At 60.4% G+C, this 12,984-nt stretch carries 8 protein-coding genes; 1 reads left to right on the top strand and 7 read right to left on the bottom strand.

Annotated elements, in window-relative coordinates:
• Positions 1–6: 6 nt before the first annotated feature.
• Positions 7–4,458 (top strand): Ig-like domain-containing protein, encoded by a 4,452-nt coding sequence (locus HU742_RS05350; RefSeq protein WP_186643607.1) that lies wholly within the window; start codon positions 7–9, stop codon positions 4,456–4,458.
• A gap of 11 nt (positions 4,459–4,469) precedes the next feature.
• Here the strand turns inward: HU742_RS05350 and HU742_RS05355 are convergent, their stop codons facing one another.
• The 7 genes from HU742_RS05355 to HU742_RS05385 form a co-directional block, all read right to left on the bottom strand.
• Positions 4,470–5,801 carry a DUF58 domain-containing protein gene (locus HU742_RS05355; RefSeq protein WP_186635531.1) on the bottom strand — a complete coding sequence of 444 codons (1,332 nt, stop codon included), beginning with the start codon at positions 5,799–5,801 and terminating at the stop codon, positions 4,470–4,472.
• Positions 5,802–6,036: 235 nt separating this feature from the next.
• Entirely contained in the window at positions 6,037–7,044 is a 1,008-nt protein-coding gene (locus HU742_RS05360) for an AAA family ATPase (RefSeq protein WP_186635534.1), read from the bottom strand.
• Between the two features lie 96 nt (positions 7,045–7,140).
• Positions 7,141–8,328, bottom strand: a complete 1,188-nt coding sequence (locus tag HU742_RS05365; protein WP_186635537.1) for a Fic family protein — start codon at positions 8,326–8,328, stop codon at positions 7,141–7,143.
• 160 nt (positions 8,329–8,488) lie between these two features.
• On the bottom strand, positions 8,489–9,652 hold the full coding sequence (locus HU742_RS05370; protein WP_186643608.1) for a DUF4350 domain-containing protein: 1,164 nt from the start codon (positions 9,650–9,652) through the stop codon (positions 8,489–8,491).
• Complete coding sequence (locus HU742_RS05375) at positions 9,649–11,187, bottom strand: DUF4129 domain-containing protein (protein ID WP_186635543.1); 1,539 nt, start codon at positions 11,185–11,187, stop codon at positions 9,649–9,651. The genes HU742_RS05370 and HU742_RS05375 overlap by 4 nt, the downstream gene beginning before the upstream one ends.
• Complete coding sequence (locus tag HU742_RS05380; RefSeq protein WP_186643609.1) at positions 11,174–12,148, bottom strand: stage II sporulation protein M; 975 nt, start codon at positions 12,146–12,148, stop codon at positions 11,174–11,176. The genes HU742_RS05375 and HU742_RS05380 overlap by 14 nt, the downstream gene beginning before the upstream one ends.
• A complete protein-coding gene (locus HU742_RS05385) occupies positions 12,145–12,870 on the bottom strand; it encodes an RDD family protein (RefSeq protein WP_186635549.1) in 726 nt (241 codons plus the stop codon). Before HU742_RS05385 ends, HU742_RS05380 begins: the two co-directional genes overlap by 4 nt.
• Positions 12,871–12,984 lie beyond the last annotated feature (114 nt).

Below are 12,984 nucleotides of genomic sequence, written 5' to 3' on the forward strand. Positions count from 1 at the left end.
ACGCTTATGAATAGCTCGATCAGGGCCAACGACAGCCTGGTGATTAATGGAGATTTTGCACAATCGTTCAGTCACTGGAGGAAGGGGCCAACCAATCCGAGCTGGCTGGGTATAGATAGCGAAATGTATAACGGAGAGATGATTCGTCTGCTATCTGCTGGCAATAGCTCATCAGTCAGTCAGCCGTTGACGGCTCCGAAGGACCCAGGCATTCAGGCTCGCTACATCCTCACTTTTCTTTGCGAGATGCGACACGCCGAAGCAGGTACGTTGAGGATTGAAGTTGATGGGCGGGAGGAGCAGTTGGATATCCCGTTGTCGCCTGGCCAAACCCGCAATGCAAGGGAGGATCAGGCTCGACTGAAGAGCGGAGAGCTACTGGAGTTCTTGCCGAAGGAATATCAAGTCGAGCTGGATCTGTCCTTCAACGAGCAGGATACGCTGATTGTCAGCGTATTCAGCCCCCCCAACGCACCCGGGGACTACATATCGGCGGTCTGTATCGCCCGCATCAAGCTCCACTTGCATCTGGACCCTGTTGTCATGCAAGTGCTCAAGCTCGACGAGCAATCCCTCGCGCCAACCGGTCCCTTATATATTTGCCTGGGGGCAACGGAGTCCCAGTCCCATCAACTTGAGTTTATACCCGAGCCGGACAGCATCTGGTTGGGCACACAGGCAGCGCTGACCGACCACGACAATCCACTGGAGGCGATTGTCGCCACGCCGGCCTGGGGCGAGAATCAACCTCTGGATTTGCCTTGGACACTCGACTGTCCATTGATCGGAGAGGACGAACCCTACCTGTTTTCGATGGATCTGCTCAACCAGTACACCGCCGACCCTTATCCGCTGGAGGTTTCGTTGGGGCACCACCGGTTGGCCTTCCTCGACGTGCGTGAAGCGGCCTATTACCCGGTGCTCGAGTACGAACAAAGTGTTCGCCTGGGGGTTCAGGTCGGTTCGTATTACACCCATCAGACTCTGAGTGGGCGGACGGTGAATTGGACCGTCACGCCTGGCCAGGTCAAAACGGTTGCCCTGACTGACGACCAAGGCTGGGCCTATTTCGATTACCAGCCAACCCGGGCCGGCCAGTTTGAGATCGAGGCGTCGGTCAAAAGCCTCTATTACGCTACCGGTGTCGTGACGCAAGCCTTAGCGGTTCGGGTCCTTGAGACGGATCCGTGGAACGACGTATTGGTGGTCGTTGAGGGGGAGGAGGCGCGCTGGGACGAAAAGACCGGCTATCCCAATCGGGGCACGGATTATGCGTTGGACTTGAAGTTGCCGGCGGCCAGTCCGTTGTTGGGTACGGATTTGTCCTTGCATTGGAGCGGTGATCCCCATGAGCAGTTGCGCGTTGTTGTCGAACCTGCCCTCGAAGTTGCGGTACCTGTACTCGAGGACAGGATCATTTGGACCTTGATCTGCGAAGATGAGCTCGATGGCCGATTCTACCTGGAGTTGGCCTGCTCGAAACTGTTGCTGCCTTCGCCGAAAAAAACCATGTCGCTGGCGCGTAATCTGGTCAGGGTTGGCGAAGTCCGCGGGGCCAATAAGTTTCCAATCGTGGACGAAAACGAAAGCGTGTTGTTGCGGGTGCAAGTGGTGCACGTTATAGCTGCTGGTGACGGTGATCCGGTCGTCAACGCGCGGGTCGAATGGAAGGATACGGATGGACCGATTTCCAGCGTTCCCACGGGGGCCGGTGGTTGGGCGAGCGTGCTATACCAGCCGCGAACCGCAGGGGACAAAGTTGTCACCGCTAGCATCAAGGCCCACGCCGAGGCCGTTGCGGTGGAGCATCCATTCGATGTGAAAGCGATCGCGACCAGCCCCTGGAAAAACGAGGTCACGATTTTCCTCGATGAGCTAGAAGTCGAGCGTAATGCCCTCGGCGTGCTCTGCAGGCGTGGTCGGACCCATACGTTGAAGGTAGTGCCGAATAGCGGTAGTAGCTGGATCGGAAAAAACATCAGCTTGCATTGGCGAGGGGCCGCACCAGACATTGGACTGGAGCCCGCCGATCTTGGAACACCCAAGCCGCTGGTGGCAGACGGTGCGCAATGGACGCTGTCATCGCAGGTCAATGGCAGTACCAGCAGCCTGTTTGAATTGGAGCTACGCCTTGAAAGTGTCTCTGCCTTCCGGGAATTGGCTGGGCGCTTGGTCTCCGAGAGTCTGGCGGAAGAAGTCAGCCTGAGACTCGACCAGATACCGGCGCAGTTGAATGACCAAGCACTTTATCCGTGCCTGGGGGCTCTCCACCGTTTCAGTGTTTTGCCTAATGCATTGAGTCCTTTGGTTGGGCTGGCATCAATATTGGTATGGTCCGGGACTTCTGCCGAGCAGTTGAACGCAACCGTTGAACCGCCCCTCGCCAATGCGCAACCTGTCAATGACGGCGGTGCAATCTGGACGCTGGATTTTACCGTCAGTGAGCAATCGGGGCAGTTTGCCCTTGCTTGGGGACTGCCACAGCTGGACTTCGCCGCAACCGCCAAGCCAATGATGCTGGGGCATAACAAAGTCCGAATTCAGGACAGGCGCGATTCGCCGGTAGACCCGGTTGTGGGGCAGGCCCCTGCGTGGCTGTGGGTACAGGTTTTTTCTCATTTCACCGAACTTGCTGTCGATCAGGTGCCGGTGAGTTGGAGGGCAGGGGGAGCGCCAACTGACGTATCCACCGACGCCGATGGTTGGTCCGGGTTTGCGTTGGCGCCGTCCGACGCCCAGCCCCATGAAGTGACGGCATCGGTCAGCAGCCCGTATGACGACTTCGAGAACCCTCAGGTGCTGACTGTCACCCCATTGGCCGATGATCCCTGGGCAGCGCTGACTGTCCAATTTGATGGTAAACCGCCGCAGCGTTGGGGCGAAAAGACTTATTTTCCTCGTCGTAAAGGCAGCCATAACTTGATGCTGCAAGCGCCGGAGAACAGCCCCTTGTTCAATCATGAGGTGACATTGGGCCTGACCGGGAGCGGACCTGCTGAGCTGGGCCTGGAGTTTTTACCGTCCGCTCTTGGCGTGGCGAGAAAATTCCCGCGTGAAGGATTGGATTACGCATTCAAGGTGAATGACCTTAAAGACGGCAGTTTCGCCTTGCGTTTGTCGGCAACGAGACTGGCGCATTTATCACCTGCCAATGCGATGTCCGTGGGGTCAGGTTCGCAGGCGCTGAAGTTGATCTTGAGTGGCAGCGCCCTTCAGGTTCTGGATTGGGAAAGCGAGCTTTACGCCGAGGTCAAATTGCTCTCGGCGATCAATGGTAAGCCGATGGCCGGGTGGACAGTGACCTGGCGCAGCCCCGATCTTGGTGAAGTGACCTCAGTGACCAACTGGTATGGGGTGGCGAAGGTATGTTTTGTTCCTGTTACGCCGGGCGCGGCCCAACTGACTGCGACGGTAGGCGATGAGGCGTATTCGGAATCGGTGACGTTGTCCTATTTCCTGAACGAGCCCCGGGAAATCCAGTCGCTCACTAGCCCTAAGCCAAATGGGCATCTAGGGGAGTTGGTTTCAGCGGTGGTAACGGTAGTGTCGGCCTTGACCGGCGAACCGTTGCAGGGTGTCGAGGTAATGTGGGATTACCCCAGCCTGACGCTCGCTCCGACGAGCACGGACGATCATGGGCAAGCTCGCGTGGCGTTCAATTTGCCCAGCGTGAGACGGGGACTTTTAGTAGCCACGGTGCGGGGTGGGTACGTTGGGTGGGAGGTTGAGCATATTGAATTTGAGTTGGTGCCCGATGAGACGACGTGGTCGAGTGAATTCACGCCTTACGTCAACAACACTCGAGTACAGTGGCCTGAAATAAAACTGAACGTATTCGCCGGACAGCTTTGTACATTGAAGCTCGACTATAAGGATAGTTGGCTGATCGGCGATCCGAATGCCCGGATTCTTCTGGAATACAAGCCTGGCGAAGAGGCACAAGACCTTGTTGTCGATCCGCCGTTGGGGCAGCCGGTTGCGATGGAGCAAGGGAGTCGTTCCTTGAGCTGGTCCATATCTACCGACCAAGCACACAACAGGGCTTTTGTGTTGCAGTTCGCCATGCCCTTGATGAATGACATGCCAACGTCACCACCCGTGCCAGGGATTACACGCGACGAAGATAGCTGGCTGGAGGAGTTCACGTTCTACCTGAACGGCCAGCTGTTCGAGCTGGAGTATAGGGACCTCCACCTTATAGATGGAACCAATAACACTTGGGAGTTGAGAATCAAGGAAGGCAGCAGTTTGATTGACACAACCAGCGTTGCTTTGGGAGCGGGAGCAGGAAATCCTGGAGTGGAATTCGATCCGCCGTTGTACCTACAGCAACCGGTGACGGCGACCCCCTTGAGTTGGTCCATATTGACCAAGGAAGCGCATCACGGGAGCTTCATGGTGGAGTTACGCAGTCCAGATCTGCCCATGCGGGAGGTCCGGACGGAGGTGAAACCATAGGCATGATCCTCTTACAAATCCCCCGCCTTCTTCCACCCCAGATACAACGTCACCAGCTCGGCCCCCAACTCCCCGGGCCGGGCTTGCAGCACCGTCATCCCATGGGCGCTCAGCCGTTCATGCAGCGTGGCCCGGGCATTCGAATACTCCACCGTCCCGCAATAGGCCAGCGCCTCGGGCAGTGTCTGGACCGGCGCCTGGCGCAGCCGGTCGAGTGCCTCTTCCCGCAGGCTCGCCACCAATACCCGGTGCCGTTGGCCCAGCCGTTTCACGGCGGTCAGCAGTTCTTCATCGTCTTCATCCCGCAGGTTGGTCACCAGCACCACCAGGGCGCGGCGTTTCTGCCGGGCGAGCAGTTGGGTGACGGCAGCCTGGTAGTCGGCGGGACGTTGGCTGCTGTCGAGGTCGTAGACAGTATTGAGCAATACGTTGAGCTGGCCGGTGCCTTTGACCGGCGCGAGATAGCGTGGCTGTTCGCTGGCGAACGTACTCAGGCCCACGGCGTCGCCCTGGCGCAGCGCGGTGTAGCTGAGCAGCAGGCAGGCGTTGAGGGCGTGATCGAAATGCGCCAGCTCGCCGTCCTGGCTGCGCATGCGCCGGCCGCAATCGAGCATGAAGATGATCTGCTGATCGCGCTCGTCTTCGTATTCCCGGGCGATGGGCGTGCGGTGGCGGGCGGTGGCTTTCCAGTCGATCTGGCGCAGGCTGTCGCCTTCGCGAAATTCACGTAGCTGATGGAATTCCTGGCCCTGGCCGCGGCGTTGGCGCTGACGGATGCCGAGTTGGCTGAGCCAGTTGTCCACGGCCAACAGTTGGCCATCGTACAACCGGGCGAAATCCGGGTAGACGCGGGTGTTGTCGAGCACCTTGATCAGGCGTTTGTCGCTCCACAGGCCTAGCGGGCTGGGCAGGTTGATCTCGCAGTGTTCGAAGGTGAAGTGACCGCGTTTGAGTGGGCGAACGCGGTAGCCGAGTTGGGTGAGCTGACCGGGCTGTAGCTCAGCGGACAGAGGCAAGTGTTCAAAGCTCAGGCCGTCGGGCAAGTGATCGAAAACCACCGTTTCCAGCGGCTGGGTAAAGTCGTGGCTGATCGTCAGGCGCACTTCGCTCCAGCGGCCCAGCGCCAGGCTGCCAGGCATTTGCCGTTGTACGCGTGGCGAGGGCAAGCGTCGCAGGCGCACCGCGTCGAGTATCGCCAAGGCCAGCAAGGCCAGCAGCAACCCCCAATGGATCGACAGCAGCGTTTCAGGCACCGCGACACCCAGCGCACGCAATGCACCCAGCACGATGCCGACGGCCAGCAGAATCGCCAGCCAGGTCAGCAGCAGGCGCGAGGGTTTCATCGACACATTCCCTTTAGAGGAGATGCAGAGCGGGCTTTTGTGGCGAGGGGATTTATCCCCGCTGGGGCGCGAAGCGGCCCTAAAGCCAGGCAACTCGGTGTGTCAGGCCGATTGAGCTGATTGTTTTGGGGCTGCTTCGCAGCCCAACGGGGATAAATCCCCTCGCCACAGATATATCCCCTTGCCACAGGAGTTTCCTTTCCCCCAATAAGTATGTTCATCACTCTATCGATGCTCACAACCGTGGCGCCGGCACTTGGTCGAGCAGTTGCCCCAGCACCTGGTCCACCGACAGCCCTTCGATGTCCAGCTCCGGCGCCAGCCGCACACGATGGCGCAGCACGGCCAGGGCGCAGCCCTTGATGTCGTCCGGCACCACGAATTCACCCCCACGCAACAACGCCCGGGCGCGGGCGCAACGCACCAGTGCAATCGAAGCCCGAGGCCCGGCGCCCAGGGTCAGGCCTGGCCAGGTGCGGGTGCTGCGGGCCAGGCGCACGGCGTAGTCGAGCACCTGGTCGTCCATCGGCAGGTCGCTGGCAATGCGTTGCAGCGCTTGCACATCCTTGGCCTGCAACACCGTGCGCAATGGTTGCACGTCGAGCATGTCGGCGCGGGTCGAGCGACTGACCTGGCGCACCATGTTCAATTCCTGGTCGGCGTCGGGGTAATCCATGCGCACCTTGAGCATGAAGCGGTCGAGCTCGGCCTCCGGCAGTGGGTAGGTGCCTTCCTGTTCGATAGGGTTCTGGGTGGCAAGCACCATGAACGGTTGAGCGATGGGCAAGGCGCGGCCTTCGAGGGTGACCTGGCGTTCCTGCATGGCTTCGAGCAGTGCGGCCTGGGTCTTGGCCGGCGCGCGGTTGATCTCGTCGGCCAGCAGCAGGTTGGTGAACACCGGCCCCTTGCGCAGTTTGAACTGCTCGGTCTGCAAGTCGTATACCGCGTGGCCGGTAACGTCGCTGGGCATCAGGTCCGGGGTGAACTGTATGCGCGCGAACTCGCCGCCAAAACAGCGAGCCAGGGCCCGCACCAGCAAGGTCTTGCCCAGGCCGGGAACGCCTTCGAGCAGGACATGACCACCGGCGATCAGCGCCGTGAGCACATCGTCGATCACCGCGCCCTGGCCGACCACCGCCTTGTGCAATTCGGTGCGGATGGCCTGGGCCAACTGACTGGCACGCTGGCGCTGTTGGGCGGCGTGGGTCTGGCCGGCGGCAGGTTCGTTCTGTTCAGTCGTCAATTCTTGCGTTCTCCTAACGGTTAAATCCTATTTACTCGTGATCTAACGCTTTCATCCTTCAGTGCCGGGCGGTGATAGCTGAGTCGCCGGCACACCTTAGCCCATTTGCAAATGCAGGTTTGGAAAGATCAACCCGGCGAAGCGTGCCGGCAAGCCCGCTTCCACCGTCCGGGACCGGGGGGTGCCGCTGACCACGATCCCCGCTTCGATCAGGCGCCCCAGTTCTTCCGTTGCCAGCCGGTCCTTCAAGCCTGTGAACACCTTGAACTCCGCACGCGGCATAGCCCCTTGGGTGAGTAGCGCCAGCACGGCGGCAGCACTGGTGGGCCGGATGCCGACACGGCGAAGCTCAGGGTCCGTTGAAAACACATGAACAACCTGCTCGCGCAACCTGGCTGGGTTTAGCGAGGTGGTCATGTATTCAATCTGGTCGTGGCAGACATCGAGCATGAATTCGATGAAATTGAAGTAATGACGCTGTGAAAGTTGGCCGCGCCCGTCACAGTCACCTTCACGAGGGCGATCAGCCAAGGCCAGGAAGCGATAGTAGTCTTCTTGCCTGCGAGCCAGTCCGCGAGACAGCGACCAGAGGAAAGGTTTTAGCCCCAGGTGAACCAGTTGCAGGTGGGTGAGCATCCGAATCACTCGACCATTGCCGTCCAGGAAGGGGTGAACAAGCGCCACCCGGTGATGGCCGGCCAGGGCTGCGATCAATTGGCGCCGCGGATCCCTGATTCGTCCGTAGTGCAACTGCAGATGTTCAAGCATGGGTAATACAACGACCGCCGCTGGAGCGACATGTGCGCCGACCTGGACCTGTTCATTCTCTTCGGCCCGCAGCCTGCCGGGTTCCATCAGGCGCCCATCGCTCAGGGTCAGTTCCTGCGTGGAAGCGTCCTTGAACAATCGACGATGGATGGCCGTGATTAACTTCGGATCGAACAGGGCGGAGAAACTCTCCGTTGGTCGCATGCGAAGCAGCCGCTCCATCACCTCCTGCTGCGTCATGTGTTGCACGGCCAGCTCTTTGAGTGCCTTTCTTTTCCGTTTCGGAGTCGTGCGAGCAGCCTGCAGCTCGGCAATCTCGGTGCGATGTCCTTCGATCAGGTTCGAATAATAGGTATTGGTGATGCGCAACAGGCCCGCCAATTGCCTGGATGTCTCATCGGCCAGCCGTCCGGCAAGAAATTCTGCCTTGCGCGGCAACTGATCCGCGGCCTGAATGATCGAGTCGGGCAGATTTTCTGGCAGTACGGGATCAAGGTACGTTTTCGAAGTGATCATCGTTTTGCTTCCAGCGAACACAAACGGCTATTTTTTGGGTAATGCCTGCGGAAATTTTTGCGGAAAATAAAACGTCCTATAACGCCTGTTATTACTAGCTATAGGGATACCGTACGATAGGTTATCTCCAGTGTTTTTGCGGATCTTTCTGCGGAAAAATCTATAAGGCATTCCTAAGGGTTTGCAAAAGGGTGACCTGGCGGCAGAACTCGGCGCTGGACAAGCGCTGTTTCGGCCGGGGGCTGAGGGCCTGGCTGATGGTTCGGGTGGGTTGGCGAGTCAGGCGCGCAAGCACCTGCCATTGATCGGCGACGACCAATTGCTCGAAGCCCGGATGAAGCTGGCGAGCCCGACGCAGCACGTCCTGCTGCAAGGTCTGCAGCAGCTGTTGTTGACCGTTATGACGCAGATGGAACGCGGCGCTGGCTTGCAGGTGTTCTTGCAGTTGGCGGCGCGCCTTGGGCGCCGGTTGTTGCAGCGGACCATGGCGCACCGCCGAACGCCAGAACCACAGGGCAACCAGGGCCAGCAGCGCCACCAAGGCCTGGGGGAAATAGCGCAGCAGCAAGGTCAGCAGATTGTCATGGTCGGTATTGAATAGCAGCGTGACGTCCGTGTCGGCGCTCAGGTACCAGAGCAGCCAGGCGTTGTCGTATTGGTCGATCTGGTCGCTCTTCCACAGCTCGGCGTCGGTGAGCACGGTGATCGTGCCCAGGCCGTGGTTCAGTTGCATCAAGTGGGTCGCCTGCGCACTGTTGGCCCAGGCCTGGACAAGGTTCAGCGGGTCTTCAAGGTGGAAGTCGGTGTCGAAGCCGAGATAGGCCGGCGCCTCTTCGTCCTCCAGGTACAGCTTGGTCAGTTTCGGGTAGGGGTCCTTGATGAGCTCCGGATCGGGCTCCTTGAGGTCCTTGCTCAGCAACTGGCGCAGGCGCACGCGGTCCAGCAGTAGATCGCCGCTGCTGCCGGTGCTGTCATCCCACAGGGCCTCGGCAACGAACAGCAGACGCCCTCCGGCGCGGGTCCAATTCATCAACTGGTCGACGTCCCGTGGGGTCATGTTGCTGCGTTCGCCCAGCAGCAACAGGCTGCGCTGGTGCGGCTCCAGGGTCGGCAGGACGTCCAGGCTGTTGGCATGCTCGACGTTGATGCCGTGCTTGCGCAAGAAGTGTTCGGCGGCCAGGTAGGGATTGGCCTGAGCCTCGGGGGAGGGGCCATGCTCGATGACTTCCTGATAAGGCACGGCCTTGAGGTACAGGTAAATGGCCAAGGCACCGGTCAACGCGGCGACCCCGACCCCGATCAGCAACCCTGTGCGCCGGCTCATCGGGACGCCCCCGGGCCGAACAGCTGACGCCATCCATTGCACAGTTCCTGTTGCAGATGGGGCGGCGGGGCACGGTGCCCATAGGCAATGTTCTGCCAGTGCAGCGTCAGGTTATTGCTGAAGACCAACAAGTGCTCGTGCTGGAGCTGTTCGACACGTTGCAACACTTGGCCTTCGGTATCGGCGGGTTTCAGAGGAACGTCGAACTCATGGTGCAAACGGCTCAGCAATGCTCGATACAGCAAGCCCAGCGCCTCTCGGGGAGCACCGGACCATAGCTGCTCGGCGCTGGTCGCGACGTCGTCCGGCAGGCTTTCCTCACGAATATCCAGGCCGAACATTCGGGCGGGCGTGGGCCGCTCTGCGCTCAGGCGCTTCGTCGGGCGCAGGTTCACCAGGGCCTTGAGTCGCTCGCGATAATGCCAGCCCAGCCAGACGACCGCGCCCACCAGCGCGGCCCAGAGCACTACTTGGATCAGCGTGGCGATGGTGTCGAAGCGTTTGGCGCTCCATTCGAACATCGATTTGAGCCAGCCCGGGGCTTGGCCAGCCTCGGTTGACTCGCTGGTTTGCTCTTCACCGAAACGATAACGGGTGACTGTTTCCGGATTCTTGAACGGTGGGGCTTCGAGGATCGTCTTGATGCTGTCCCGGGAGGCCTCGCTGGTAAGCGGTTGGTTGAGCAGTCGGGGACTGTCGGGCGCGTTGCTGTCTTCGGCGGCCCAGGCCGGTGGCGCCAGCGGTAGCAGGGTCAATGCCAGCAGTATCAGCATCGGCGCTACGGCGCTCAGGCGCTGGCGCAGTCGGCGGAATACCAATTCGATGTCCCAGGCCTCAAGCATGGTGCGCCGGTTCAGGTAGAGGCTGAAGCCGCAGGCGACGTACACCGGCTCCCAAAGAATCAGCAGCAGCGGATAGAGCAAGTTGATCAGGTGTTCGAGCCATAACCAGTCGTGCTCGGCAACGGCGATCAATGTCTGCCAGTCCCATTCCAACTCGACCTGCTGCGGTATGAACAAATAGAACAGCGCCATCAGGCCGAACCACAGCGCCATTTCCAGGTGCACGCCGATGATGGTCAGCCATTGCGCCGCACCGCCGTTGCGTTGAAGTAACACCCGCAAACGCTGCTCCCGCGCTTCGCCGGCAAGCCCTTCGAGTTGCACGACGGGCATCAGGAAGCTGCGGCTCGGGCTCAGCCGGCGCCAGGTCAGGCTGGCCAGCAATTGGGGCTTGAGCAAAGCCGGCCATTGGCGCAAGGCCTGCTTCAAGGTGGGCGTCTCGCCAAACAGCGCCTTGGACAAGATGTACAAGGGCAGCCGGTCGAAGGCTGGTTTCAGCCACCAGAATATAAACATTACCAGGGACGGCGAATCCCACAGCAACAATGCCAGCAGCGCATAGACCGGCAGCGTGACAAGCGCCCAGCTGGTCATCAGTAGTCGCCGATGCCGCTGGCTCATCAGCACACCCAGGTCCATGGCTTCCCAAGTGGTACGTGGACGGATGACGACGGTGGCGTCACTCAGGCGCATGGTGGCCTCGTCCGGCAAACAGCAGGTAACCGAGCACCAGCAGCCACAACAATGCGCCGACGGTGTATTTGGTGGCCGGTGTCACCGCGCTGGAGGACCAGTAGGCCTCGACGAATGCGGCGATCAGCAACAGCAATATCACGCCGCCGATCATCAGCACGCTTTTGCCCGCGGCGAGCCGCAAGGCTTCACCGCGGGTGAGGCGCCCCGGCGCGATCAACGCCCAGCCCAAATGCAGGCCCGCGGCGCCGGCCAGCACGATGGCAGTGAGTTCGAAGGCGCCGTGGCCGATCACGAAGGACCAGAACGTTGCGCCGGAGCCGATCTGGGTGAGGTGCCCGGCCACCGCCCCGATAGTCAGGCCGTTGAAAAACAGGAAAAACGCGCTGCCCAGGCCAAACAGCAAGCCACTGGCAAAGGTCTGAAAGGCAATGCCGATGTTGTGCATGATGTAATAACCGAACATGGCCCAATCCTCGCTGGCGGCTCGCTCGATCGAGCGTCCCAGGTGCCCCGCCGCCGGATCGTACATGGCGCGCATCCCGCTGATTTCCTCGACGCTCAGGAGGCTATAGACCAGTTCGGGAAACAGATAGACCAATACCCCGATGCCGATCAGGCTACCCAGGAACATCAGGCCAGCCGCCAGGACGAACCGCCATTGTGCGCGCACCAGTTGGGGGAAACCGGCCAGGATAAAGGCCGACACGCTGGTCGAGGGGTGGCTGCGATCCCGATAGAGTTGCTGGTGGCCGCGCAGCGCCAGTTGCTGCAACGCATCCACCAGCAGGCTGCTGTAACCGCGCGTCTGTGCCAGCGCCAGATGATGGCAGAGCCGTCGATAGACTTGAGGAAAATCGCTGCTCTGGGCAACGCCACGGCTGCGTTCCAACTGGTCGAGCAGCCGGGACAACTGGTCCCATTGCGCTTGGTGGCGACTTTCGAACAGGCTTTGCTTCATATTGGCCCCAGCAGGCCGCGGGCAATGCCGTTGAGTTCGGCCACGGCGCCTGTCGGATGCACTTTGAGCGGCGTGGCGAGGATCGTTGCCAGTTCGGTGACTCGTGCCTCGGACAGTTCTGCCTGGCGCTCGGCGAAACCCAGTACGGCGCGTTGTTCAGCCAGGCCCAGGGCAAAAGGCGGCCGTATCGAACGGGCGGAAGGCAGTACGGGGCGTTTGACCGGTTGCTCGCGATAGACCACCAAAGTGCCGGCCGCCAAGTCCCCCAGGCGTTTGAAGGTAGGGTTCTGCAGGCAACAGATTGCCCCGAAGGTGTAGCCGAAGGGCAGCATGTCGACGAAGCGCAGCAGGTTGCGAATCAGCGATGCGGACCAGCCGATCGGCCTGCCGTCGTCCTGCACAACGCGCAACCCCATCATCTGCTTGCCGGGAGAACGGCCTTGGTTCAGCACTTCGAAAAGCACCATGTACCACCAGCTGACGACAAACAGCAGGATCGAACCCAGGCCGATCCCCAGTTCACCGAAGAATGCCAGGACGATAAAGAAAAGGCCCAGCACCAGCCCGCGTATGCCCAGGTCGATGGCGAAGGCCAGCGCGCGAGGCATCAGCCCCGCCGGGCGCAGCGGCAGGTCAATGCCTTCGGGCGTTTCTACCTGGTAGCGCGTGTCCAGTGGCGGCGGCAGCGGCGCGTTCCTTTGCAGTGCTGGTGTCTCGGGCATGGGCTACCTGTGATGGACCGGTTCGGACGTTCGATCTCGGCCCAGATGCTAGCAGTCTTCTGGCGGGCACACGATACAGTGTGTGGGTCATTTAACCGCCTGCAACATGATTCA

Origin of the sequence: Pseudomonas marvdashtae (assembly GCF_014268655.2) — a bacterium.
GTDB lineage: Bacteria > Pseudomonadota > Gammaproteobacteria > Pseudomonadales > Pseudomonadaceae > Aquipseudomonas > Aquipseudomonas marvdashtae.

Bases quoted from the DNA above. Each gene is read 5' to 3' on its own strand.
- HU742_RS05365 (WP_186635537.1), bottom strand. From the start codon at position 8,328: ATGATCACTTCGAAAACGTACCTTGATCCCGTACTGCCAGAAAATCTG.
- HU742_RS05375 (WP_186635543.1), bottom strand. From the start codon at position 11,187: ATGCGCCTGAGTGACGCCACCGTCGTCATCCGTCCACGTACCACTTGG.
- HU742_RS05355 (WP_186635531.1), bottom strand. From the start codon at position 5,801: ATGAAACCCTCGCGCCTGCTGCTGACCTGGCTGGCGATTCTGCTGGCC.
- HU742_RS05370 (WP_186643608.1), bottom strand. From the start codon at position 9,652: ATGAGCCGGCGCACAGGGTTGCTGATCGGGGTCGGGGTCGCCGCGTTG.
- HU742_RS05385 (WP_186635549.1), bottom strand. From the start codon at position 12,870: ATGCCCGAGACACCAGCACTGCAAAGGAACGCGCCGCTGCCGCCGCCA.
- HU742_RS05350 (WP_186643607.1), top strand. From the start codon at position 7: ATGAATAGCTCGATCAGGGCCAACGACAGCCTGGTGATTAATGGAGAT.
- HU742_RS05380 (WP_186643609.1), bottom strand. From the start codon at position 12,148: ATGAAGCAAAGCCTGTTCGAAAGTCGCCACCAAGCGCAATGGGACCAG.